Genomic DNA, 26,124 nt, shown 5'->3' with positions numbered 1-26,124 from the left:
CTGACGCGTCGGGTTGCCATTCCCACGCTGATTTACGTTCGAAGATTAAATCAACAGCCCTCTGGCGGCCACATGACGAAAAATTGGCCTGGTTTGGCAAACTGGAGCGGTTTTTCAAGCCAACGGACGTTTTCTTGTGAGATTCGGGCGTGAATGGCGGTTAGAGAGCCGCGATTGAGCCGAAAAACGATGCAATTCAAAATGGAAACGCGTCAAAATGTCGTCCCCCGATTTGACTTTTGGGCCTGTTTCAGGCTTAATGTGGGGGTCGGCTCGACACAGTCGATTCACCCCTACCCCGCCTTTGGCCCATCTATCTCGGGCTTGCCGATCGACATCGGCGCACAGTAATCCTCGGAGACCATGCATGAAACGGTTTGCAATCTTGTTCGGATGTTTCGCTCTTTTGGCCGGCAGTGCGTCGGCGACCAGCGAATTCAACAAGCAGTGGAAAAGTAAATATCTTAGTGACGAATCGGTCGACGAAGACTTCGTCAAAACCGCTCGTAAGCATGGTTGCTACATCTGCCACGTCGTCAAAGAGGACAAAAAGAAAGTCCGCAATGAATATGGCCAAGCAATCAATAAGTTTCTGAAGGAAAAAGATTTCCCGAAAGATTGGGTCAAAGAGAATCCGGAAGAAGCCAAGAAGCTGATCTGGGCAGGCTTTGACAAGGCCGGCGAGCTGAAAAGCAAAGACGGCAAGACGTTTGCCGAGAAAATTAAGAACAACGAAGTCCCCGCGACCGACTCTGGCAAAGAGTGATCGCCGCGCCGATTTCTTGATATCATCTGACTGATCACGACGCTTGTCGCACCTCCCGCGTGCCGGCAAGCGTTTTTTTTGCCGTGACGCTCCATTCGACATTCAATCACCAGAGACCTTATCCCCATGCGATTCACAACTGCCTGTCTGTCTGCCATCGTCGGACTCGTACTCACCAGCGGCCCCGCAACAGCTGACCAGTCGGCGGACGAAACTGGATTCGTTTCGATGTTCGATGGCAAAACCATGGAGAACTGGAAGTTAGCCGAAGAAAACCAGGACGCCTGGCACGTCAGCGACAACATGCTGGTCTGTGACGGCGAACGCTGTCACCTGTTCTACACCGGCCCGCTGGCCCCGATGAAAGACTTTCATTTCAAATGTGATGTGAAAACCACGCCAGGCAGCAACGCCGGGATCTATTTCCATACCCGCTATCAACCCACCGGCTGGCCTAAATACGGATACGAATGCCAGGTGAATGTGTCCCACAAAGATCCCAAGAAAACGAGCAGCCTGTATTCGGTCAAAGACGTGGCCGATCCGGGAGTCAAAGACGACGAGTGGTACACCCAAGAAATCATCGTCAAAGGCAAGCACATTCAGTTGATCGTCAACGGCAAAGTAATGGTCGACTACACCGAACCAAGCGATGCCGAAGCATTCAACAAGGACTTTGAGCGTCGACTGGGCGAAGGCACCATCGCGCTGCAAGCACACGATCCTAAAAGCAAGTGCTTCTTCAAAAACCTGCGCGTCAAACCGCTGTAACAAGCACGTTGGTGGCTCAGTTGGTGTGGAGGATTTATCCGACCGGTTCGCGTCCCCGCTGGAACCCCGGTCACGGTCGGATCAATCCTCCACACCAGCGCAGTGTTGGCGTTCACGCCATTCACGACCGAACCGATCACATTCGCAAGCCGCATTGCATCGGCGGGTCGATGAACGAGAGCCGCGTGCCGCCGTACAAGCGGTGATCCCAGTCACCGGCCAGCAACTGAGATTCATCCCAGTGCTTGTCAGTCTCGGCGACGATCCGGCTGCCAGGCGGCAAATGATCCAGCGACATCCGGATCAATCCGTTTAGCTGTTCCAGCATGCTGTCCCACATCGCATACGGGGGGCAAAAGAACACGATCCGCGACGTGTCATCCAGAGGCGCGTTGGGCGACGGCGGCCCCAACAACCCAGGGGCGAGCCGATAGGTGTCGCCCAACAGCAATTTCATCTTGTCCGACACATCCAATTTCTCAGCGGTCGACTTCAAGAACGCGTGGGCGCGTCGGTCTCGTTCGATCGCGACCGCCGATGACGCACCACGGCTGAGTGATTCGAAGGCCACCGCACCGGTCCCGGCGAACAGATCGATCACCACGGATCCTTTGATTCTCGGTCCCAAAATGTTGAACAGACTCTCGCGAACACTGTCCTTCATCGGCCGTGTGAATGCGGCGCCGTGGTAAATCACCGTTCGGCCACGCATCGAACCGCCAATAATCCGCAACTTATGCGGACGCTGTTTTTCCAGTTTTTTCGGTCCAGGTGCCGACGCAAACGCTTCGGTGGATTGCGTACGCGGCTTTCGTGGCTTGTTCGGTCGGCTCATTTACGAAAGTATACGCATGCGAACCCCGCTGGCGATCCCTCAGAAAACCGAAACCCGGTTTGTTGCGTAGCGGATGTGACCGATCCAAGCTTCACCAGCCAGTTGCTGCAACCATGCTTTTTGAATCCTCCATGAAACGCCCCTGCCAGTTTCCGTTGGCCCTGCTGTTCTGCACTGCCGCGATCGTTTTGGTTGCCGGCTTGCCGAAGACCAATGCCCAACCACCCAGTGCCCAGCCCTCAACTGCCCAACCACCGACGACTCAGCCCTCAACTGCCCAACCACCGACGACTCAGCCCTCAACTGCCCAGCCACCGACGACTCAGCCCACGACGACTCCGGCACCGACTCAGCCCGGCGGCAGCCCAGCGGCCGGAACCCCGGCAGCGGCGACCAGCGAAGAACAGGTCACGGACGAACAGGTTCTGAAGGCGTTCCAGGAAAAAGCTCCGGCCGAAGACCAGGAACCGGGCACCGCGGCAGTGGACGCGTTCCATGCCGCGGCGGCCAAATTGCGTGCTAAGACTCTGGAGATGCGGCGTCAGCACACGTTGGTCGTCAACGGCTACAGCGACGACACCGACCTGTATCGAAAACTACGCACCGAGACTCGGTTGCTGATCAACCAGACCTATCGGGCAGCGCTGAACTTGCTCGACTACATGCCCTACCCGACAGCCGCCCGGTTTGCCGTGACGGTTCTGGAGCACCGAGTCAGTCACGGGGTGTATGACAAAGACACGCACGAAGGGGCCGCGCGGCTGATGGATGCCGGAGTCCGGTTGCTGTATGTCGCTCAAGCCGCCGCGCGTGCCGGAATGGTGACCGGCGATTTTGATCTGGCCGATCGCATCTATGAGAAATTGGAAGACGGTGAACTCGAAGACACGGACCGGGCGCTGTTGGGCCAGGAGGAACTGATCAAAAAGCAGTTCGAAACGGAACAAGAACTGATCGCCAACGACCCGGAAGATCTGCCGAAAGCTCGGTTTCTGACCACTCGCGGCGAAATCGTGGTCGAATTGTTCATCAACGAAGCCCCCTCGACTGTAGCTCATTTCATCAACTTGATCGAAAGTGGGTTCTACGATGGATTGGATTTCTTCCAGGTCGTCGACGGCTTGCTGGCTTTGACGGGTGACCCCTTGGGTGACGGATCGGCGCGGCCGGAGCGTTACATCGCCGACGAACACACTGGCGAAACCGTCCGCATGCCATTGGCCGGTTCACTGGTGATGGCAAAACTCCCAACGGCGGGAAACCGCGACTTTGTCCCCAATTCGGCAGGCACCCAGTTCGCGATTCTGTTCATGCCGATTCCCGCAATCATCGAACACCAGACCGTGTTCGGACGGGTCATCGAAGGCCTGGATGTGGTCGGCGAACTGCGGCGGGTGGACCCAACCAAGGAAAAAGAAAAGAACCAGATCGTGTTGCCACCGGACCGCATTTTGCACGCCGAAATGATCAACCGCCCGGAAACGCTGCCGGAAGTCAACTATGCCCAACCACCCGGACTGGCTGACGGCCCGCCGGCCAGTGGTCCTTGATCGGCTTGCAGGTTGGACGAGCTCTCGACCAGACTCTAAACTTCGGAAGTTGAGCGTTCATCACACCCGCGACCGGTGAGTGAGAAAATGCAAACATAAGTAATACGTTTGACTTCCCCCCTGGCGAAAGCAGGGTCGTCCTCGCTTCCATCAACCCCTTCTCATTGATCACGACATGTCTGAGTCCAACGAGAAATCGTCACGCGTCGAATTCAACGGCCAAGCCCCCGCGCTGGTCGATCGAGTCGTCAATCTCATGGCAGACTCGGGCAACGTGATTCTAAACATGTCGCACGAACAGGCCTGCCAGGCGGTCCGCAGTGGCAATGCAGAAGCGGTCCGCAAAATTCGGGGCCAATTTGCGATCTGCGAGCAACAGGGCAAAACGATTCGCATGGCCCGTTCGATCGGTCGGCCGATGCGTTATTTTTTGGCCAAGCGCGCCGAAGGCCCCGCGTTGATCATCGCTGAACGGATGAGCGAGATCGTCGACCAGCTGAAAAAAGAAGGCTTGGCCGACCAATTTCACCCCTCTTACACGCGGATGGTTCCCGCCCACTACCTGCTGGAATTGCAACTGGTCGGCTGCCCCGATCCGAACCCACAATTGACACGCTACTTTGCTCCCGAACGCAATCGATTGCCGGCCGACATCAACGCCATCGGAGCAACTTACATCGAACGTCTGGCCGAAGTCGTGGACCAGTTTTTGATGTCGATCCCCGATGACCAGCCGATCGGGGTGATGTTTAGCGGTGGCATCGACAGCGGTTCGATCTTGGTCCTGGTCGATTACCTGATGCGCCGCCGTGGTCATTCGCCCTCGCGGATCAAAGCGTTCACGTTGGCGGTGCAAGGCCAACCGGGCGATTTGGATCAATCCAGGAAGTTTTTGAAGGCGATCAATTTAGAAATGTTGCTCGAACCGGTCGAGGTCCCCGTCGCCAGTGTCCGCTGGCAAGATGCGGTGGAATCGATCGAAGATTACAAACCATTGGATGTTCAATCGGCCACGATGGGGTACGCGATGTTGCGTGCGCTGCGTGCGCGGTACCCGCAATGGCGTTACCTGATCGACGGGGACGGCGGCGATGAAAACTTGAAAGACTATCCGATCGAAGAAAACCCCGAACTGACGATCCGCAGCGTGCTGGGCAATCGAATGCTGTACCAGGAGGGATGGGGCGTTGACGCCGTCAAACACTCGCTGGTCTACAGCGGCGGGCAAAGCCGTGGGCATAGCCGCACCAGCGCCCCGGCCGCACAATTCGGCTTCACCGGTTTCAGCCCCTACGCGGTACCCGACGTGATCGAGATCGCCGAGGCGGTGCCGTTTGTGGCATTGACCGAATGGGACCATCAGAAATTGTATGCACTCAAAGGTGAGATCGTCGCCGCAGGCATTCGCCACGTCACCGGCGTTGACATGCCAGTGTTCGAAAAACGTCGCTTCCAACACGGTGCCGTCGACAAACCAACCTTTGAAAAAATGTTCCCCAAAGACAACCAAGTCTATCGTGACGAATTCGCACGCATGATCGAATCCAAATGCGCCGAATAACTTCAGTCACCGCCTGAGTTGGTGGGGAGGATTTATCCGACTGACTGGATCCCCCGAACCGGTCGAATAAATCCTCCACACCAGCGCTGCTTGATCGCCTTTCACTCCCCAGCCAATTCCTCGATCCTCTCGAACGCTTCGTCGACGGTCGAAATCTGACCATCCAGCTGGGCGTCACGGATGGCTTGGATCCAATGGCGAAATTTGGGGCCTGGACGATAGCCGGCTTGCTGTAGTGATTGCCCATCAACCAACGGCGTAGGATTCAGTCGCTGGGCGGGCCAATTCAACGCGTCACGACACAAATCAATTCCGCTGGACGATCGATCGTCCGCAACAACGATGGCCGACACCAACTCCATCAACCAGCTGATGTCACGATCAATCAAAATCGGCTGCACCGTCGACCACTTTCGACGGTCGGCGGTGACAATCACCTGCCAGTGGTCCAGACAAAATCGAATCCGTCTCGATTCTTCGTTGGACAATCGCCAGCGTTTGGCAACCTCGGCCAGAATGCGAGTCGCCGCAGCCACACAGTCCGCATTCCCGCTGGTCTCCGACTCGGCATCCGCCATCACGATCATCACCAGTCCCAACGAGGACTCCAATGAAACCCCGTCGCGATGTTGCAGGTAACGCCGCAATCGATCTTGATCAGATCCCTCCCATTCCGGCAAGACGACATCGCCGAGTCCACAATCGTGCAACAAGCGGAGTCCGAAAGAGGCATTTTCGCAGACCACAATGCGTCGCATTTCCGCGCCGATTCGTTCGCCGCTGACCACTTGAATCTGGTCGGCACGCGCAATGATTTCAAGCCGCGTCTGAGTCTCCAATCTGAACCCCAGAGACGTCGCAAAGCGGACCGCGCGCAACATCCGCAGTTTGTCTTCGTCGAATCGATCGGCCGCCACGCCGATCGTGCGCAGACATTTGATTGCCAGGTCATCACGGCCACCGACGTAATCGATCACCTGACCACTGGCGGGGTCATAGAACAGCCCATTGATCGTGAAATCACGTCGCTGCGCATCATTTTCGGCATCGCCGTAATGCACCTTGTCGGGCCGTCTGCCGTCACTGTACTGGCCATCGCTGCGGAACGTCGCGACCTCTGTCGGTTGCAACGCAACCAGGGCGGACGGCCTGGATTCCGGCAGCACGCCGATCACGCCGAACGATGCTCCAAAGGCAAGTGTTTTTCGCTTGCCAAAAATCTCTCGCACACGATCCGGCGTCGCATCGGTTGCCACGTCAAAATCTTTGGGCTGACGCCCCAGCAATGCGTCTCGCACGCAGCCGCCGGCAAAGTAAGCCACATGCCCGGCATCGCGCAGCCGCCCGCAGATCCGCAGCGCCTCGGCCAACGCAAATCCGGTGTCGCCGCTGTGGTCGGATGGAAAATCAAAAACAGTTTTCTGAACAGTCAACGCTTTGGGGGGGATCCGAGAATGTTTTGCTGATCGCGATTGTCGATTTCAGCGGATTCGGTTACAAGCTGGGGTATGAATTCTCCTCCGATCAAACCGAGCACCCGCCGCAAGCGAGGCGTCGTGGCGGTCATTTTTCGTGACGCAAAACTGCTGATTATTCGTCGCTCGATGACCGTGACCGCCCCGGGCAAACTGTGTTTGCCCGGCGGAGGCATTGAAATCGGAGAATCAGAAGAGCAGGCGTTGGTTCGCGAGATGGAAGAGGAACTGGCAATCGACGTCACCCCGATCGGACTATGCTACCGCAGCGTGACGTCTTGGGGCACCAACCTGGCCTGGTGGCACGCCAATCTGGACAGCGGAAAATCTCCGGTGGCCAATCCGGACGAAGTCGCTGAGGTGTTTTGGATGAGCCGCGATGAGATCCGCCACGCACGTGATCTGCTACCCAGTCTGCCCCCGTTTCTAGAAGCCTGGGAACGCGGTGACATCGACCTCGGTTGCGACTGGTGCTAACGCATAGCGGTCTCACAACCACCAACAATCGATGCTTCCGCAGATCAATAGCAACATGCTGATCGCCACGTTGGCATTGAAAAACGCCTCGTTGACACGGGTCAAATCGTCCGGACGGACCAGCCAGTGCTGACGAACCACCAGCCCGGCGATACCGATGATCGCCATCGCATACAGCCATCCAAAACCGACTTGGGGCGCCAGGATCGGCAGCGCGATCAACAAGAACAACATCACACCATGCGCCAGCGCTGCGATGCGAAAGGCGCCGGCGACGCCGAACCGACTGGGCACGCTGTGAAGCCCTGCCCCGGAATCGAACGTCGCGTCCTGGCAGGCATAGATGATGTCGAACCCTGTGACCCAAGCCGCAACGGCGGCCGCCAGTAATAACGGCGCCACCAAGTCGGACGGGTTTTCGATCGACGCCGGCCCCCGGATTGCCACCCAGGCACACAACGGCGACAGACTGAGCGCAATGCCCAACCACAGATGAGCGGCGCTGGTGAACCGTTTGGCCAGACTGTAGCCGAGCAGAAACAACAGCACCGGCACCGACCCGGCCAACGGAATCCAGTTCGGCAGAAACAATGACGTCGCCGCCACGAACAGCCCGCAGCAAGCGACGGTGAATAGCATGACGCCACGCCGCGAGAGTTTTCCCGCCGGCAAATGACGCCCTTGGGTCCTGGGGTTGGCCGCATCGATGCGGTGATCGACCAAGCGGTTGAACGCCATCGCAGCGCTGCGAGCGGTCACCATGCACAATAAAATCCCCAGCAAATCCAACGCTCGCGCTGTCACGAGCGTGCCGTCGGGCAGCGGCGTCGCGAGCGCCATCACCGTCGCCAATGCCGCGAACGGCAGCGCGAATAGCGTGTGACTGAAACGAATCAAACCCAACCAATCCGACAGGTTCGCGGTCCCGGCGACAGTCTCCGCTCTGGTCATGACTGGCCCTCCCAGCGCTGGATCAGCTGATTGTCCAGATTCAATTGGTCCAGAATCCGACTGACCACAAAATCCAACAAGGAATCCAACGACTCCACACCGTGATACCAACCGGGCATCGCCGGCAAAATCACGGCGCCGGCCGCCGCCAACCGATGCATGTTTTCTAGCTGTAACACACTGAGCGGCGTTTCCCGAGGAACCAAAACCAACTTGCGATGTTCTTTCAAATGCACTTCCGCGGCGCGTTGAACCAGATTGCTGGCCGCCGCCCGAGCAATCCCGCTAAGCGTGCTGCCGCTGCAAGGACACACCACCATGGCGGACGTGCGAAACGATCCGCTGGCGATCGGGGTCAAAAAATTGTCGTGCCTATGGTAGCGAAACCGCGATACCGGTGATGACCAATCCATGTCCGATACCAACTGGCGATGACGATCACTGGACCAATCAGGAACGTGGGAAATCAATTGCACCAAATCCGGTGATTGCAAATCCACCGTCAACCCGGTTTCCTGTCGAATCACTGCCGCACCACTGGGGCTGATCGTCAGGTGGACGTCGATCTCCGCCAAGCATAGCGACTGCATCAAACGAATCGCATACATCGCGCCGCTGGCACCGGTGATCCCCAACACGACCGGGTCGGGCCCTGCCGGATCTGGCAGGGCCCGACCGTGGTTGGATTTTAAATGCGACCGTGAATCACTCATTCGGTCGCCTCCTGAAGCGACGCTTTCACGCCTTCGTAAATGGTACAAACGCCAAACGTCAGCGGAGTGAATTTGACATCCGTCAATCCGATCGCCGACATTCGATCCGCCAACGCCTGGCCGTCAGGAAACCGGCTGACCGAGTCGGGCAGGTATTCGTAGGCGTCCTTGTTGTTCCGCGCAAACCATTGACCGACCCGCGGCAAGATGTGCTTGAAATAGAAATTGTAGGTTTGCCGCAATCCGAATAGCGTCGGCTTGGAAAACTCCAACACCATCACCTGGCCACCCGGACGACAGACCCGGGTCATTTCTCGCAGCCCCTGATCGGTGTCTGCAACATTGCGCAGCCCAAACGCGACAGTCACACATTGGAAGGTGTCAGCGGCAAACGGCAACCGCTGCGAATCAGCTTCCAGAAAATCGATGTCCGCGGTGGCTGTTCCCGGTACGCGTTTGGCCCGCGCGATTTCCAACATCGCATGACAAAAATCGCTCCCCACCACGTCGACATCCGCGGGGGCCTGTTTGGCAATCGCAATCGCCAGGTCACCAGTCCCCGTGCAAACGTCCAAGGCAGGAACATTGGGGATCAGTCGCAGGCGTTTGACGGCCTGTGACCGCCAATGCTTGTCGACATTCAGCGACAACAGGTGATTCATCAGGTCATAGCGAGGCGCGATCTGACGAAACATCTCGCTGACCCGCGCATTGCTCTTGTCCAATGGCACTCCGTCAGCCGACGCCTGGTGCTGGTGCGGTGGAGTGGTCGGGGGTTGCGATTGAGGCGCGTTGACGTTCATAGCAAGCGAGGGGAACAGCGAAACGACGAAACGACCGCAGCCGGCCGCGATCCCTTTTCTGGCATGACCGTAGCAGTTTGGGAAGGACACCGCAGCCACCATCAGCATCCCCGTAGCGGATCCCGCCAGGGTTCCGACCGCCCGCAAACCACAATCCCATCTGAACCGTGGCCGGCCCAGCTACGACCAGAACGCTCCCGTAGCGGATCCCGCCAGGGTTCCGACCACCCACAAACCACAAACCCCTCTGAACCGTGGCCGGCCCAGCTACGACCAGAGCATCCCCGTAGCGGATCCCGCCAGGGTTCCGACCACCCACAAACCACAAACCCCCTCTGAACCGTGGCCGGCCCAGCTACGACCACAACGCCCCCGTAGCGGATCCCGCCAGGGTTCCGACCGCCCGCAAACCACAAACCCATTTTGAACCGTGGCCGGCCCAGCTACGACCACAACGCCCCCGTAGCGGATCCCGCCAGGGTTCCGACCACCCGCAAACCACAAACCCCTCTGAACCGTGGCCGGCCCAGCTACGACCAGAACGCCCCCGTAGCGGATCCCGCCAGGGTTCCGACCACCCACAAACCACAAACCCCATCTGAACCGTGGCCGGCCCAGCTACGACCACAACGCCCCCGTAGCGGATCCCGCCAGGGTTCCGACCACCCGCGAACCACAACCCCATCTGAACCGTGGCCGGCCCAGCTACGACCAGAGCATCCCCAGTAGCGGATCCCGCCAGGGTTCCGACCACCCACAAACCACACCCCCCTCTGAACCGTGGCCGGCCCAGCTACGACCAGAGCATCCCCGTAGCGGATCCCGCCAGGGTTCCGACCACCCGCAAACCACGACCCCCTCTGAACCGTGGCCGGCCCAGCTACGACCACAACGCCCCCGTAGCGGATCCCGCCAGGGTTCCGACGATGCATCGGTGTCTACACCTTTCAAAATCGGGCTCCCCTTATCCCCAGCCCGTCATCCCCGGGGCCGTGAAATCATTCCCGCTCGATCGGCCCGCCTTCCGATTTCGCGCTTTTCCACCTAAAACTAAGCCCTCATCCGACTTTGCTTCCCCACCCGTTTTCCGCACGAACATGACCGCTTCTGATTCTAACGGCACGACGTTTCCCAAAACCGACGCACTGGTCGGTGTCATTATGGGCAGCAAGAATGACTGGGAAACGATGCGCCCGGCTTGCGAGATCCTGAAACGACTGGGGATCGCACACGAACGCACGGTCGTCAGCGCTCATCGGACGCCGGCCAGAATGTTTGCTTATGCCCAATCGGCGGCTGATCGAGGTTTGAAAGTGATTATCGCTGGCGCCGGCGGGGCGGCTCACCTGCCCGGCATGGTGGCCTCGGAGACGGCGTTGCCGGTGATCGGCGTCCCCGTGCAAAGCCGTGCCCTCAATGGACTGGATTCACTGTTGTCGATCGTGCAGATGCCCGGCGGCATCCCCGTGGCGACGATGTCGATCGGTGCCAGCGGAGCCAAGAATGCCGGGCTACTGGCCGCCCGAATCTTGGCGCTCGGTGACCCTGCGATCCGCCAGTCTCTGCAGGCGTTTGTGGCCGACCAAACGCAAGCGGTACTTGATGCAACCGAGCTGGAGTAATAACCGTGTCGAAAATTGAACCACAAGCGGCGACAATTCTGCCCGGGGCCACGATCGGCATGGTGGGTGGTGGCCAATTGGGCCGCATGTTCGCCATCGCCGCGACACAAATGGGTTACCACGTGGTGGTGTTCACCGGATCGGCCGACGATCCGGCGGCCCAGGTCACGCCGCGAGTGGTCACCGGTGACCTGTTGGACCGCCAGGTCGTTGACAAGTTCGCCAAACAGTGCGACGTGATCACGCTGGAATTCGAGAACATTCCGGCACAAACGATCCAGTGGTGCAGCCAGTTCACGCCGACCTACCCGTCGCCAGACATCCTGGCGACGGCACAAGATCGGCTGATCGAGAAACAAACGTTGCAAGATGCAGGGCTTGCGGTCACACCCTTTGCCGCAGTCGATTCGGCAGCCGCGGTGACCGCGTTTGCCGAGCAACACGGGTGGCCGGTGATCGTCAAAACGGTTCGCAGTGGATACGACGGCAAAGGCCAACATCGATTGCAAAATCCGGCCAACGCAGAACAGGTCGCCTGGGATCAAGACGGCGACTGGATCGCCGAGCAATGCATTGCGTTTGACCGCGAGGTCTCGGTGATCGTGGCCCGCTCCAGTCACGGCGAGATCCGTTGTTTTCCGCCGCTGGAAAATCGCCATCGAAATCACATTCTGGACGTCTCCAGTTGTCCGGCCACACTTTCGCCCGAACAGAGCGAGGAAGCCATTTCAGTGGCGACGCGGGTCGCCGAGCGGTTGGATTTGGTCGGCGTGTTGTGCGTCGAATTTTTCGTGGTCGACGGCGAACGTTTGCTGATCAATGAAATCGCGCCACGGCCACATAACAGTGGCCACCTGACGATCGAGGCGTGTTACACCAGCCAATTCCAACAACACGTCCGCGCAGTTTGTGGACTGCCGCTCGGCTGCACCGATCTGCGCGTGGCCGCCGCCGCGATGGTCAATCTACTCGGTGACGTTTGGCCGGCCACCGGCGCCGCGCCCCCTTGGGATCGCGCCCTCGGTATCGACAACGCCTCACTGCATTTGTACGGCAAGACCGACGCCAAACCGGCACGCAAAATGGGCCACCTAACCGCCACCGCCAGCGATCTGGCCGCCGCCATCAAAAACGCCCAACAAGCCGCCGCCCACCTCCACTAACCCCCGCGCTGGTGTGGAGGATTCATCCGACTGCCTGCGCTGGTGTGGAGGATTCATCCGACTGCCCGCGCTGGTGTGGAGGATTTATCCGACTGTCTTCGCTGGTGTGGAGGATTCATCCGACTGCCCGCGCGTAAAAAACCCCTCCACGTCGGATAAATCCTCCACACCAACTCACTAAAAATTCTCTCATATGGGTTGGGCTCCCCCCGAGTCGAACAACCGGATGCCTTAAAATGACGTCTACACGTTGTAGCGGTCATTTCAGTGAGGGCAGCAATGGGAAACGAATCATCGCCGATGTACCGCTGGCGCAAAGTATCCGCGGCGCAGCGAACGCGAATCCTAGAACAACGCCAGTCGATCCAACATCCATTGCACTCACCGCGTCATGTTGAAAGTGACCGAACGGATCGCTACATGATCACGGCGGCCTGTTTTGAACACCGCCCCCATGTCGGCCATTCGCTCGAACGTCTACAGGACTTCTCGAATCGATTGTGCGATGTCCTGGCCGCAAATTGCCGAACGGTCGATGCCTGGGTTGTGTTGCCCAACCATTATCATGTGATGATAGATTGCCCGAATCTCATGCACTTGTTTCAGCAACTGCAACAGCTCCACGGTCGAACTGCGTTCGAGTGGAACGGCCAAGAGGACTGTCGTGGCCGAAAGGTGTGGTGCAAGGCTGCCGAGACGGAGATGAAGTCCGAAGGCCACTTCTATGCGTCAATCAACTATGTGCTGAACAATCCCGTCCGACACGGCTATTGTGCGCGTTGGACTGAGTGGCCATTCAGTAGCGCCCAAGAGTACTTGGACCGAATCGGGCGAGCCAAAGCACTTCAAATTTGGAAATCCTATCCCCTCCATGACTACGGCAACGACTGGGATCCACCCGAACTCTAGTCGCCGCGCTGGTGTGGAGGATTCATCCGACTGCCCCCGCTGGTGTAGAGGATTCATCCGACTGTCTGCGCTGGTGTAGAGGATTCATCCGACCCTCCCCCACTCTTCTCCAAAATCCCACCTCATCCCATTCAAAAAAAAGCAGTCGGATAAATCCTCCACACCAACGTCTCAACTCGTCGGATAAATCCTCCACACCAACTTCAGGGCAAGATCCAGCCCAGGGATGGGATTCGATAGCGGGCGGATTCGCTGGGGGCGTTCGACGCGACCCAGGCGCCGCGGGAGACGACGACGGATTGGGATGACTGTTGCACGGCCAGATAGTGGTCGTCGGCGGGACTGACACAGGTGTCATCGCTGCCGACGGCACCGATTTCGGAGGGATCATCCGGAATGCCATTGGCGTTATCATCCAGCCCCGCTTGTCCGGGTGCGCCGTCATCGCCAACGCCCAGGTAGACCGCGGCCTCGGGATCAAACACAAACCGCTGGAGCTGGCGGATTCCCTGAGTGGCAAACCAGGGCTGAGACGAGACATCCAGGACCGCCTGCGGTCCGTGCTGCGACTGCTGGACAGTCCGCAATTGAGCCAGCAGCTCGGAGCGATCCGGAGCGGCCGACGACGAGGCCTGGCGCCCCAGCGTCAGCGTCGCCAAGCGAACGCCCGCACCGATCACCAACAACAGTGCAACAAGAATCAAGCACCAACGCATCCCCATCCCCACTTGGTTGGTGTGGAGGATTCATCCGACTCTCCACCACGTCTTCATCTAAATCCCACAACCACCTCAACCGCCCCCAAACAAGCAGTCGGATAAATCCTCCACACCAGCAGTAACTTAAAACTCCTGAATCACCGTCTGCTGCCGAATCGTCTCGGCAGCAAAATCATTCAACCGAATACTGATTTTGATCGCACGGAGTTTTTCTGGAACCGGCGGAGTAATCTGAATCGGAGTGTCAGATCCCTGGGGAACAATCTGTGAACTCCCAGCACTTTCACCGGCAAACTCTCCAGAGATGCCCAAAGAACCGTCAAGCGATGTCCAGCGACGGATTACCACATTCCGAGGATCACTGTGATTTCCAGGGGTCGTGTTGGAAGGATTGGCTTGAGTCGATCTAGTCTCATTCAATGCTCCTATTCCTGTCGTCACGCCCGCCACCTCAATTGCGTAGCCGAAAGGCGTACCGGAACCCACTCCTAAACCCTCTTGATCGAAGGAATCTGTCGAATAGCTATCGGTCCAAGTGTCGTAGACAGGTTGATAGTAAGAAGAAAGACGTCCATCTCCGATCGTACGGACAATCATTCTTCCACTCTGCTCCCAGGAAATGGGAAACATTGAGTTTCGAGTCGCCCCTGATGGTTGCAGCACAACTGTTGGTGACGAGCCATTCAACCCACTGAAGGAACTACTGAAATCCTCAAGACGTGCAGCCGGCGTATTGATCTGACCTCCAGATTCATCAAATTGGAACAGACCACGCATCGGTCCGCCAGCTAAACGCGTGTAACCAAGGTCAACAAAATCTCCTCTCTCAACTACAAAAAATTCCGAAACGGGAGTCTGATTCCAAACGGTTGCAGTGCGAGTCCCGTTATTGATCAGTACTTCATCTAGTCGAAGGCTGTTCGGACTCACTGGCTCGTCATCAGACCCGGGCCACCCTAGTTCGGTTTCATTGTCGATCACCGTATCGCCGTCGTCATCGCCTACTCCTCCAGGGACACCGTTTTGACTACCAGTCCAGATGAATTTAGGCGCCGTCGAATCAAATATTTGAACATTGAACCCAACAACATCGGTTGCGATCACATCCGTTCCGCCGCGATTCACGGACAGCGAGGCCGATGTTCCGCCAGCGCCGGTATCTGTGACCCTATCGGCCAGATTGAATTCAGGGCGCAAAAATGTTTTCATGGTGAAACGACCGTAGCGGTTCACATAGGGAGAACCACCAGGGGCTGAGCCGACCACTGCATCCGCCTGATGCGGAAAGGTTGTTGGCGCGGTTGCCACCTGCGTTAGCGGATTTGTAGTGTCAGCTAAGCTAGCCGGTGATGATTCCCTGGCGATCAAATAGGGGTGCGGCGGACACAATGCAATTTGCGGCATCGAAGAACCTGGACTTCCCGAAATGACTTGGTGGGGAATCCGAACGTGAGCAAATCGATTCTCTGGCCGCGTTAAGTCAGCCAGTGAATTGGCTTTCAAGATCGCCGTAGGCATCCCATACGTTGCCGGAATCGTGGGATCCACTTCTGGCACACTCCAAGAGTCGGTTACGCGACTAAGTGACAGATCCATAATCTGTTGGATCCGTGCTACTCCAGTCATCCAGTGTGGTGCCGCCGTGAACTGTGGGGCAGCGTTAGTCATGTCCATCCAAAGCCCAGGCGCAACCAGTGAATTATTCCCGGGGAAAAGTGCTGGACTAGTGGCAGCGACATCTGAAAGTGGAAACACTCGCAGTCCACCTGCGGTACGCACCAAAAAGGGAACTGTTGGAATGTTCCAGGTCGCCGGAGTCGGCGTCGGCACTGTCGCTGAATTAGCGATGCTCATTTCTGCGGGAGTGACATTTAAATCAGGTCGGACCAGCAGCACTCGACGATGAAGATTGAGTTTGTCCGGCAACAGATCGTCATTGCGATCAATAAATACAGGGTGCCGCGAAAAATTACCTCCGCCATCTGCCACCTGCGATTCGTAAACCAGAGTGCCGTCGGGATTCCGAGCCCATTCGGGCGAGACCCAATAAGCTATCTCGGCAACGTCAGAATAAAACGGAACGAGCTGAGTCCCAACGGTCGCGTTGTAGGCCGTTTGTTCGGCCCCTGACATTCGACCGTTCATGAAACGGACCGCGTCGAGCACTCCTTGAGGGATAAATCCCAGGAACGGTGAACTGTCTTGAGCGCGCGAGGTAAATGCCAAATAATCATCGATATCTCCATACCGACTGTCTGGGAAATAAATAGTATCCCTAGGAACTGGATTACTCACTCCCCCCAGAATCGTAGTCGAATCTGTGAACGGACCTTCGTGGTATACCAAGTACCCCTCAGCAGCAGAATACTTTGCAGGCGGATTCATCTCGCAGGTGGCAGACCGCAGCTCATCTCGCAAACGGATCACAACGTCACGCAAACGACTACTGAGATCCATTTCCGACTGCCGTTCGGTTACCTTGTCGCCGAGCAGCTTGTAAGCTCGCGCAAGCCCCAGCATCAATAACAAGGATGCTGTTAATGCGATCAACACTTCCAGAATGGTAAACCCGAGTTTCCGAGTCTGTCGTTTTGAGTAGTTGTGCTGGTTCATGAGTAGAAAAAAGTAGGAGTTGCTGATGGTGATTGCTGCACCAGCAATACGCCAATGCCATGTCGTGCACTCAAAACGATCACTCCTCGACTTCTGAATACAAGATCGTCTCTTCGGTATTCATGTTCATACCTCGCATGAATCCAATCGGGATCGTGCGATCAATTATGAAGGTAGCCCGGTTTCGTTCCGGTTCACCGGTGTCAGAAATATGTTCTGCCCCGACCGCTCCCGTTGTCGCATCCACCTCAAAATACCCGAGGGTCAAACGCAACATGAAAACATTACTGTGGTTGGTCGTCATGTTTGCGAGGCGCCCCGCGTCCCGATACTTGAAATACGAATCTCGATCGAGATTTCGTCGATTTCGGTGCAGTTCGGCCTGCGGACGCTCAAATAAACCCGTATTCACCATTGGTACGACTAGCCCTTCGAGCTCTGTCGAAACCGCAGTGCTAGGCATCGTTGGTGGTGCTGGCGACGTGAGTATTCCGGTCTGGTTATTCTCTGGTCTGACTGAGAACGTTGTTCCTGCTTGAGCTTGGACGCTCGTTCTCTGAGTATCATCCATCAGACGCAAGTCAAAGTCCGGATGGGGACGTAGAATGGACATGTCACGGGTACGTCGCGGAACTCCTCTCGGAAGATTACTAGGCGCTGAGGATGGCTGCGTGCTTTGCGAGCGGTCCAGTACCCGCATAAAACGCTGGATGGAAGGTGTCTGACTGCCCTGAGCCGGACCAAACACGCCAGCGAAACGAGTTGGATAGCGATAGTCAAGAGTTGGGTTCCCCCCAAAAAATCCATTTGGATTTGTAGTTGAAGCGGGAACCGTGGCGTGGTAGCCACGCCGTGACTCAATGAATGCTTTGAATCCCATCCCAAATGGAGTGTCAACAAATTGGTCATACCAATTTGGACTTCCAAGCGTTGTTGGCGACTGCCAATCTGTGTCCAATTCGTAGGCTGTAGAGTGTTTAGAGGCAAATGAACGAAAGACAGATCCGTTTCCAAACAACTGGGACTGGCCATATTGGGTCGTAACCCCATCACCTCGGACAGAATCATTCTGTGGCCGAAAGCCGATGGTCTGTCCTGTTGGACTTGGTCCTGTATCAGGAGTTTCGGAGTTTTCCAAGGTATTGGGACCGTCCAGAAATTCATTTTGATTGAATGAAAAGGACGCACCTTTTCGGATATAGTCCGGCATTGTGTTTAGATTGATCTTCCCTGGGGTTCGATGCTTTCCAACAAAATTATTTGGTGGCTGAAGCGTCTCAACGACTCGGTTAAATATATCTCTTCTTTGATTGATGCCCGGCCCCACACCTTGATCTTGCTGGAATTGAACCGTTGACGGATCCAACCAGCGTTGACTATCGAACCAAACGGGACCGACATCGACAAAGTCAAAGATCTGTTCAAAACCAGGTGTGCCACCTGTAAGCGACTCAAAATTAGAGGTGACGTTTTCACTAATGCCTAAACGTTGTCGATTATTCACTCCGTATTGACCGTCTCCATCTTCCGTTCGATAGGAAGTTTGCTTCGCATCAAACCGCAACAAATGCGACGATTGGATCCCACTTCCACTTCCACGTAAATCTTCAAAAGATTCCCAAACGTCCAGCGGGACTTCTCGCAACGCATTGTTTTCAATGACCGAAGAAGGATTAAATGTTGCAAGCAGCCGAGTCCGTGAGACAGCCGGCACATTCATGAGGTCCATTGGAGATTGGTATTCTCGATTCATCCAAGGAATCGAAAGCATGACCACATATTCCGGTGACCCAATTCCAAACGTTCCGACGCGTAGAGAATCAGAACTCGTGGGAACTCCAAACTCACGGTTCACGAAACCGAGTGACTGGCGAAATGGCCTGGTCTTGATGTCAAGCGATAGCACACTCGAGGCATCGTTTCCTTGAACCGGAATACTCGCAGCATTGCCTCCGGGGATTGGACTCGCATAAGCAGTGTTCAACAGGACGGCGTCAAGTTCAGCCTTGTTCTCGTCCCACATAGCTCCAAGTTCAAATGCCCAGTAGGGTTCCGTCGCAATCGGACCAGTGGGGATGCCGGCACGTGTCGGAGTTGTTTCCCGCAGAACACTAGTCGTCATTGTCAGAGCTGTACGGTGAGCGGCCATCTCACGAACAGTTTGGCCAGGGATCACGGTTGACAGCCCACGATCTTTGGTAAGGTCAGGAATTTTCCGACGCGAATCCAGACGCACCATTGGAGTGAAACCGTTTTCAGTACCTGCAGCGGGAGTATTCCAGTCTGTTTTGACATCATCCAATTCTTCGGTGACAGGAACGGGAGCCCCCCCCATCACGACCTGCCTGACAACCTGTTCGCGCACGTCCTCTTCACCATTGAACGTAGTCAAATCCATCGGCATAAAATCAATGGTGACGTACGGGTTGTTTTTCGGGTGCCATGGAACCGTCGGATCCGCCAGACGCTGAACAAAGATTGTTGCGGCCTCTTGGTGCGTCCCGATCGCAGCCAAATCGCCCGTCGCTGTTGTGCTTCGGGTCAGAGGTGCCGTTACACGATGATCGAATGGAACGTCATCATGCAGACCACCAGCTGGGTCCTGTGGAGAAGTAGCATTTGCATAATCTCGGTATCCGTCAACTAACGGATACTCGGCAACTCGTGATCCATCCTGAATGCGATATTGTGGCGCCCGATAATACTGATCGCCAGGTAGTGGCTCGCTAATATTGAACCCCATATCGACTTTTTGGTCGTTGGCGACACCAGCATAGTCAACCCAGTCCCAAGCCATCGGATCGGCTACGTATCCAGCAATCTCATTTGGATACAGCGATTGACAAACAATTGGCAACACATGGTTTACACGATACGCAGCCGGATCGTCATCTTCATAACGTGGAATCCGGGGGTTCGTAGCAACTGTATCGTTGTTGTAATAATTCAGCTTGAACCGAATACCTGGCACCGTCTGTTGTGCAAGTTCAATTCGTTGTTCAGAAGGTTCGTAAGGGAATGAATCTGGTCCGGCAGCTGCCCCTGGCCCAGCGTCCCTCGCTGACGTCGACTTCTGGCCGAAATGGGTGGTGATTCGTGGTGCGACAACCGCAAACTGACCTGGCAGCAAACGTGCTGGCACGTTCAGTACAGGGTTGGCCGCAGCGGTTTGGTCTGGTTTATTGAAATAAACGTTATCGGGCCGCATCCCGCTGTTGTTAGGGATTGCCAACCCCGTGGCGGGAGTTGGATCGATCACGTTGAGCGTTGGACTAGGAGGCAACGGAGCAAACCAAACAAATCGCTCAAGGCGGACTAAGGTGTCATTGGTTGCGTCGTTGGTTGGATTAAAATCGTCATCTCCCAAGACAACATACTCTTCAACGATTCCATCAGCATTTGTATCTAAACGCAATCCTCGGACATCCGCTCCGTGGCGCATCCCAAAGTTCCATTGATTGCGCGCTGCAGTTTGGTCGCCCGCAGTCCAATCGATTGTGGCATTCAAATAGTCCGCCGAATCTGGTCCCGTACCTGGATCGCTGAGGTCAACCAACCGATCCGCATCGAATACCCAACGGGAACTCTTGTTGTGGTCACCACTGTGGTATTGCCCAACCGCGATCCGCCAAACGGGACTTGCTGCATTTCCGGTTCCGACGATCCTTTCCAGATCTAACTCGTTATTCGCGGTATAGAGTTCACGTGGCAGGCTGGGTTGCGATGCCCCTGCATTTGCCAAATCGATTGGCGGTGCCAATGCCTGTAGTTCAATGAATGCACTACCCTGCGGAATCCTAAATTGATCCATGTCACTGTCAGACTCTACAGCAGCAGTGTCGGTATCATCGTCTCGAACCAATTGGCCATCAAGACTCAATGAAGGATCACCCGGATCAAGCTGTTTGATCAGATTTCTTTTCATCCGTTTGTCATGCATTGCAAACGTCTCAGTGATTTGCAATTCAGGGCGTTCCATACCCCAAACTTCATTTGCCGCAGCTACCGCCAAACTGAATCCATCTGAGTCAAACGGGTTCGGGTCATATCGCAGTCGCGTAAACTTTGCATCTGTGTCGCGGTAATCGACTGCATTAGCTGCCCACTGTGCAATTTGTCGAGCGACATAGCGATTACGCGTGTCCACTGTGACACTGGCATCTCGCAAGCCAGCTGGATACGGGTAACTCGGTACCAATTCCCCACTTGCATCGATATCACCAGTGATCAAAGCAAACATCAAACAGTACAGGTGCCTTGCTAATAGCTCAGAGCCAGAAGCAATCGCGTCCGCTTCGCCATCCCCGTCGATATCCGTGCCTTCGCCGATACCGAAATCATTTAGGTCGCCGTCACCGTTCAAATCAATTCCGTCAAAATCAGGAATCGCATCAGTTGCAGGCATACCCGGAGCAACGTAAAGGCTTGTTGGCCCATAGTGTGCGTTAGTTGCTCCAGCAGGGAACCTACCCGCAACCTCTGGAAACGCCGACTCCAACGACCGCCGATTATTTGCTGCATTTCGCTCAAATGCAGCTGGAGTACCACCGGTTTGCCTTAAGACCGAACGAACCTCCAACGTCTCATCGCCCAAACCATTAGTGTTGTCGTCTTGAATGTTTCCTAGCTGCCGATTCAGGTTCAGCTTACTGCCTTTTCGTAGTTCAACCGCCAGCATCCGACTTAATAAAGTCGACTGTATTCCCACGGCAGGATCGGCGGACGGTTCATCAGCAAAACGCCGAGCGAACAAATGGAGTGCACTATTGAAGCCTGGCATCTCTGGCGAATCCACACTCCGACTGTCAGTCGTAATGATTCGTGCGAGAGCTTCATTTCGATCAGCAGCATCGCCAAGCAATTGGGCAAGTCTGCCCGCCAAAGGTCCACCGGAGACTAGGTCAACATATTCAGCGGCAGAGAATGGTGCATCATCCCCTCGAATTTCAGTTGCACCAAACTCGTACGGGTGATTCACCACATCAGCTGATCTCAAAGGACTATTGATTCGATGTGATCCGTACTGATCTTTAACGACACGCTCTGTTCCAGAAATGTCGACAGGCCTGCCCGCAAACGAGCCGGGGGTATGATCAATCGATCGTGAAGGAAACGGAATACGGGCGAGTGAATCTGCCGTCTCAGCAGGCTGCAAACGATTTCCTGCACCTGGGTAGGTTAGAAATCGCGTAGGACGAACTGCTGCGGGCAACGGGTTCGCATACGGAATCGTGTAAGGATAGATATTTTGAGGAAAATTCGCTGGTGGCCCCGTCGAAGGAATCCGAAAAATGGGTGAGGTCGCCACATAGGGATATGACGACGCATAGTTGTAAACAGCTCCACCATACCGGGTATTCATCAAATTCCCGTAGCGCGTCAATAGAATTTCATCGATTTGACGAACGTTGTCTGTTTGTGCTGTTGGCAAAGGCCCAACAAACCCTGGCCGGGGTGATGACTCAAATGCAAACAGATGCGAGAAATCAATCTCAGCAGGGCCTACGCCTCCGCCGAATCCGAACGAACCGAGAGCAGTATTTGCATTCAGATACTGTGCTGGGTTGGTCCCATAATTAATCGGTCCTACCGTGTACTGCTGATTGATCAGCTGGTTGTAGTTTCCCGAAAAGTTAACGTTGATCTTACCGTCAAGATCTTCAATCAATGGCGCAACCATTGGCTTGAGCAATTTGCCATTTGGCCCGTTTACGACCGGAAGGTTCAGGTCAACCCAAACACTATCTGGTAAACCATCACCATCATTGTCGACATCCCACGGTCCATTGATCAGCCAATGGGCAAGCTCCTCAACTTGAAGAACAATCGTTGCGAGGTTTGCGGAAATGTCGATTGTCTGGTTCAGAATTGGGACCTGATTTGATCCGCTAAAGAAAGGAGCTCCATCATACGGATCTCCATCCTGGTCTAGGTCACTAGTGGCGGCTGTGCCATATTCGTGAGGGAAATTCAACGGGCGGACAGTGGCACGACGAATTCTTGTGACAAGAAAACGGAGCCGAGTGATATCGTCAGGCAACTCCGTCCCGGCAAGCGCAGCAATCTTGATGTCAGAAAAAGTTCTTTCCGTATATTGAGCGGCGGGAGCAGGTAACGTAGATGTCGGATCCAATTGGTCCCCAGGTATCCGGATCGGCGCATTCATCAAGTAGTTGATGATTGCTGGACGATGAAACGAGGGGATGATGTGCTGGCCGAGTTGTTGATTCAGGCGTACGCCGTTCACTCCAGCGTAGATATTCGAGTTCACTGCACGCCGATGGTCGCTCGGTTGCCATGCAAGGAAAATATTTTCCCAATCAGGAGCATCCCATGATTCGTCGAACTCGGGCAACTGATTCCCACCTTGATACGCCGATCCAGTCAATCTGGAATTCAAGGTGAACTCAATCTCAGCTAGCGTATCAGGTGCTGTGCCGCCAGCGGTATGAGTCACTCCCGTTCGACCAGATGGATTAACACCCAAACCATTGAAGACAGCACCGTTGAGTACAAAAGGAAAACCAATGTCATCACTTCCCGGCCAGCCCAGTTCCTCGTCATCATCAACGCCCCCAATACCATCATCACTAACCCCTGCACGCCCAGGCGCGCCATCGGGCCCGACATCATAAAGTAAGCGATTCGGAGTGGTGGCGGCTACAAGGTAAAGCGGCTCAGGAACGCCATCAATCTCGACAAATTCGTCTCCCATTTCTGAGAGGTCAATGACAAAGCTACCGGCAATTGCATATTCTGATGGCTGCGTAGCAGTCAGGCCCGCGTCTGTCGTTCCATTGGTGATTCCGAACGAGCGAATGAGCCGAAACGAACGGTTCCTCAACGGACCGCGAGCGAACGTCACGATTCGCCCGGCCAAAGTGTCGTCAAGATAGGGCAGAAGTGACGCAAATTCAGTTAGCGGAGTGAGTCCCGTCAACGGCGCGGAAAGATCTGCTACGGCGCCGTCGGCATGCCAAAATGCCATGTTTGTTGGAAAGCGAAAAAGCGTAGACTGCGGTTTCCCTAAAGCGTCCAGCGGTAAGAGCAGCGATCCACGTCCACCGTTTGGAGCGGCTTTTGTATTAGGATTCGCACGACGATGCCCAACCCGCATCAAACGTCCGTCAACACCGTAAAAGTCTTCCATCAAACTTGCGCCAAACGCAGCGCTTCGGGAATCACTTGTTCCGGTAACCAACTGCAATACTGCGCTGTCGATCGGTGGCTTCGGAAGAATTTCCGAAAGCCGTCTTTCTTGGCTGGCTGCCGACGAGTCTGCAACCTGAGAACTGAAGACTACAAAACTCACCACCAACACAGTGAACAGCGAAAGCATGCCTAGAACGATTAGCAACACGACTCCGCTCCGAGCGGCTCGGAGGTTGACAGATGTCGGCGCTACATCGTCGGGACTGGCAAAGCCAATCGGCCGTTGGGGAAGACAGGTACTCATTGAATCGCTCGCTCCTGCGAGTTGGCGTCTGCGTTCAAATCGGGCACATTGCCCGGCGCAAATGCCAGTCTGCAATTTGGTGAAAAGTCACGACAGTTTCCTGTCGCTTTACGTAGCCAGTTTCATACTGTTAAGGCTAAGCCGCTTCTGATGCGACTTATACATCTTGCATAACCATGCTCGATTGAGCATATAACGCACTTAATAATCGTAAGTAAAAAATTAAACTCTGCTAAAGCTGCGTTTGAAACTGTTTCACACTAATGACATTAGGCATTAATACGACAACAGTCCCATAGTCGAAGTGATTGTATCCAGTGGGATTCACACCCTGAGCCGGCATCGCGTCATACGAGTACGCAGGTGGACTGCCCCAGGTCGGAGCCGTGGGGCCGCCGAAATAAGGAGGCCCGGCATTGCCGAAAATGAGATTTTGAATGGGATGAAAAAGCCAATCAGGACCGCGGACCGTGACCTGAGTCTCATAGTACGTCGCAGGAGTTCCAGGCCCCAATGTGGGCGGCTTCGAAACTGAGGTGACACGATACCAAGCATATTTAAGAGCGCCCGGAACAATTGGTGAACCTGGCGCCCTGGTATATTCTCTCCTCATCAAAAGCAACCAATCGCCGCTGGACACGGAAGGCCTAACATGACGATTGGTACGAAACTGAAACTCCCCCCCGCCCCCGCCCGACAGCGGACGCGGCGCATACGTCACATATCCCAGCATCTCATCTGGATAAATCTGGTCTGCATCCTTCGGAAAGGAACCAGGAAATGCAGGGTCATCGGGCAGCCAGGCAGTGTACGGACGCATGTTATGCGCTGCGACCTGGCCAGCTGGTAGGACAATGTGACCGTTATATTCTCCTCCAGGCACCGTCACGATATTGCGATCGAGCATCGTAACAACAGCAGTATTAAAAATGCTACTGCCGACCGAACTGCGAGCCATCATGACAAACGATGAGAAGCGGGAACTGACCGTTTCTTTAGCAGGCGATAAGGCACCGTTACCGCTACGCTGAATAAACAGCCCCGGACCGAAAGTGCTGTCTTTGGGCGAAACCAATGAAAAATCATCGCTAGGACGCGCCTCCGCCTGGGCATTCATCGCAGAAATCAGATTCGAATTTTCGGGCGAAAGTCCGATTCGCGTGAAACGAGGTGAATTTACGACTTTCGTCAATCCCCCACCGAGAGACTGGGCAATTTCGTCAGTTGGAGATTGGCTGATTGGATGCAACCGTGGATCATAACAAGGAAACATCGTGCGATCGTATCCGTTGCGATCATCAGTGTTGCTGGTGCTGTCATCTCGCAATGTCCCCGCAGCGGATAGAAACCAAGGGTCGATGCAAAATGCCTCCGGCAAACTCGGTTGGTTCACATCCCCATTTGGAAGCAATTTCTCGTAGCCAGCCAAGTAGGTACCAAATCTCGCCGTGTCAACTTCATCAACTCGCAAAGAAGTCGCTGCGAAATTTGTCGCTGAATTGTTTGCGACATTAACGTCCTCGAATGCACCAGTTAATTGTGCAAGGTCGGTTGCAATTCGGTTATTAATTTCTTCAACTGCACGATCGGTCTGCAACACCATCGAAGCATTGTTTGTTGCGACCGGCAAGATAGAAGCAACACCGAGAAGACCGATGGTCAGTACGGCGATTGCGAATAGAACTTCCATAATCGAAAGCCCGCCCCGCGGTCGTGTGCGAAACGCACGCGTAGCATCCG

17 protein-coding genes are annotated in these 26,124 nt (G+C 55.4%); 8 read left to right on the top strand and 9 right to left on the bottom strand.

Annotated elements, in window-relative coordinates:
* The first annotated feature begins 367 nt into the window (after positions 1–367).
* Both NHH03_RS18025 and NHH03_RS18020 read left to right on the top strand, forming a co-directional pair.
* Positions 368–766 carry a hypothetical protein gene (locus tag NHH03_RS18025; protein WP_253158384.1) on the top strand — a complete coding sequence of 133 codons (399 nt, stop codon included), beginning with the start codon at positions 368–370 and terminating at the stop codon, positions 764–766.
* Between the two features lie 126 nt (positions 767–892).
* Positions 893–1,537 (top strand): 3-keto-disaccharide hydrolase, encoded by a 645-nt coding sequence (locus NHH03_RS18020; RefSeq protein ID WP_253158383.1) that lies wholly within the window; start codon positions 893–895, stop codon positions 1,535–1,537.
* A gap of 136 nt (positions 1,538–1,673) precedes the next feature.
* On the opposite strand, the gene NHH03_RS18015 is transcribed toward NHH03_RS18020, so the two are convergent.
* Entirely contained in the window at positions 1,674–2,372 is a 699-nt protein-coding gene (locus NHH03_RS18015; RefSeq protein WP_253158382.1) for an RsmD family RNA methyltransferase, read from the bottom strand.
* A gap of 131 nt (positions 2,373–2,503) precedes the next feature.
* Here NHH03_RS18015 and NHH03_RS18010 point away from each other — a divergent pair, with 131 nt between their 5' ends.
* Both NHH03_RS18010 and NHH03_RS18005 read left to right on the top strand, forming a co-directional pair.
* Positions 2,504–3,922 (top strand): peptidylprolyl isomerase, encoded by a 1,419-nt coding sequence (locus NHH03_RS18010; RefSeq protein WP_253158381.1) that lies wholly within the window; start codon positions 2,504–2,506, stop codon positions 3,920–3,922.
* Between the two features lie 175 nt (positions 3,923–4,097).
* Complete coding sequence (locus NHH03_RS18005) at positions 4,098–5,483, top strand: asparagine synthase-related protein (RefSeq protein ID WP_253158380.1); 1,386 nt, start codon at positions 4,098–4,100, stop codon at positions 5,481–5,483.
* A gap of 101 nt (positions 5,484–5,584) precedes the next feature.
* On the opposite strand, the gene NHH03_RS18000 is transcribed toward NHH03_RS18005, so the two are convergent.
* Complete coding sequence (locus NHH03_RS18000; protein ID WP_253158379.1) at positions 5,585–6,916, bottom strand: CCA tRNA nucleotidyltransferase; 1,332 nt, start codon at positions 6,914–6,916, stop codon at positions 5,585–5,587.
* 75 nt (positions 6,917–6,991) lie between these two features.
* Here NHH03_RS18000 and NHH03_RS17995 point away from each other — a divergent pair, with 75 nt between their 5' ends.
* Positions 6,992–7,435, top strand: a complete 444-nt coding sequence (locus NHH03_RS17995; protein WP_253158378.1) for an NUDIX hydrolase — start codon at positions 6,992–6,994, stop codon at positions 7,433–7,435.
* Between the two features lie 12 nt (positions 7,436–7,447).
* Here the strand turns inward: NHH03_RS17995 and NHH03_RS17990 are convergent, their stop codons facing one another.
* The 3 genes from NHH03_RS17990 to ubiE are packed head-to-tail and all read right to left on the bottom strand — an operon-like array spanning position 7,448 to position 9,902.
* Complete coding sequence (locus NHH03_RS17990; protein WP_253158377.1) at positions 7,448–8,386, bottom strand: UbiA-like polyprenyltransferase; 939 nt, start codon at positions 8,384–8,386, stop codon at positions 7,448–7,450.
* Positions 8,383–9,099, bottom strand: a complete 717-nt coding sequence (locus tag NHH03_RS17985; protein WP_261364338.1) for a UbiX family flavin prenyltransferase — start codon at positions 9,097–9,099, stop codon at positions 8,383–8,385. The genes NHH03_RS17990 and NHH03_RS17985 overlap by 4 nt, the downstream gene beginning before the upstream one ends.
* Positions 9,096–9,902, bottom strand: a complete 807-nt coding sequence (gene ubiE / locus NHH03_RS17980) for a bifunctional demethylmenaquinone methyltransferase/2-methoxy-6-polyprenyl-1,4-benzoquinol methylase UbiE (protein ID WP_253158376.1) — start codon at positions 9,900–9,902, stop codon at positions 9,096–9,098. The genes NHH03_RS17985 and ubiE overlap by 4 nt, the downstream gene beginning before the upstream one ends.
* Before the next feature lie 1,097 nt (positions 9,903–10,999).
* On the opposite strand from ubiE, the gene purE reads away from it, so the two are divergent.
* The 3 genes from purE (at position 11,000) to NHH03_RS17965 (ending at position 13,596) form a co-directional block, all read left to right on the top strand.
* On the top strand, positions 11,000–11,524 hold the full coding sequence (purE, locus tag NHH03_RS17975) for a 5-(carboxyamino)imidazole ribonucleotide mutase (protein ID WP_253158375.1): 525 nt from the start codon (positions 11,000–11,002) through the stop codon (positions 11,522–11,524).
* 5 nt (positions 11,525–11,529) lie between these two features.
* The gene (locus tag NHH03_RS17970) at positions 11,530–12,687 is read left to right on the top strand and encodes a 5-(carboxyamino)imidazole ribonucleotide synthase (protein WP_315861466.1); all 1,158 of its coding nucleotides are present in this window, start codon (positions 11,530–11,532) and stop codon (positions 12,685–12,687) included.
* Positions 12,688–12,966: 279 nt separating this feature from the next.
* On the top strand, positions 12,967–13,596 hold the full coding sequence (locus tag NHH03_RS17965; RefSeq protein WP_253158374.1) for a hypothetical protein: 630 nt from the start codon (positions 12,967–12,969) through the stop codon (positions 13,594–13,596).
* 203 nt (positions 13,597–13,799) lie between these two features.
* Here NHH03_RS17965 and NHH03_RS17960 read toward each other — a convergent pair whose 3' ends face one another.
* The 4 genes from NHH03_RS17960 to NHH03_RS17945 form a co-directional block, all read right to left on the bottom strand.
* Positions 13,800–14,312: a hypothetical protein gene (locus tag NHH03_RS17960; protein ID WP_253158373.1), complete on the bottom strand. Its 513-nt coding sequence runs from the start codon at positions 14,310–14,312 to the stop codon at positions 13,800–13,802.
* Between the two features lie 126 nt (positions 14,313–14,438).
* Positions 14,439–16,928, bottom strand: a complete 2,490-nt coding sequence (locus NHH03_RS17955) for a PulJ/GspJ family protein (RefSeq protein ID WP_253158372.1) — start codon at positions 16,926–16,928, stop codon at positions 14,439–14,441.
* Positions 16,929–17,007: 79 nt separating this feature from the next.
* Positions 17,008–24,267, bottom strand: coding sequence for a hypothetical protein (locus NHH03_RS17950; protein ID WP_253158371.1), 7,260 nt, complete (start codon positions 24,265–24,267; stop codon positions 17,008–17,010).
* A gap of 349 nt (positions 24,268–24,616) precedes the next feature.
* Entirely contained in the window at positions 24,617–26,074 is a 1,458-nt protein-coding gene (locus tag NHH03_RS17945) for a PulJ/GspJ family protein (protein ID WP_253158370.1), read from the bottom strand.
* Between the last annotated feature and the right edge of the window lie 50 nt (positions 26,075–26,124).

The sequence above is a fragment of the Stieleria tagensis genome, assembly GCF_024129865.1.
GTDB classification, from domain to species: Bacteria; Planctomycetota; Planctomycetia; order Pirellulales; family Pirellulaceae; genus Stieleria; species Stieleria tagensis.
This window is presented reverse-complemented; position numbering and strand designations above follow the sequence as displayed.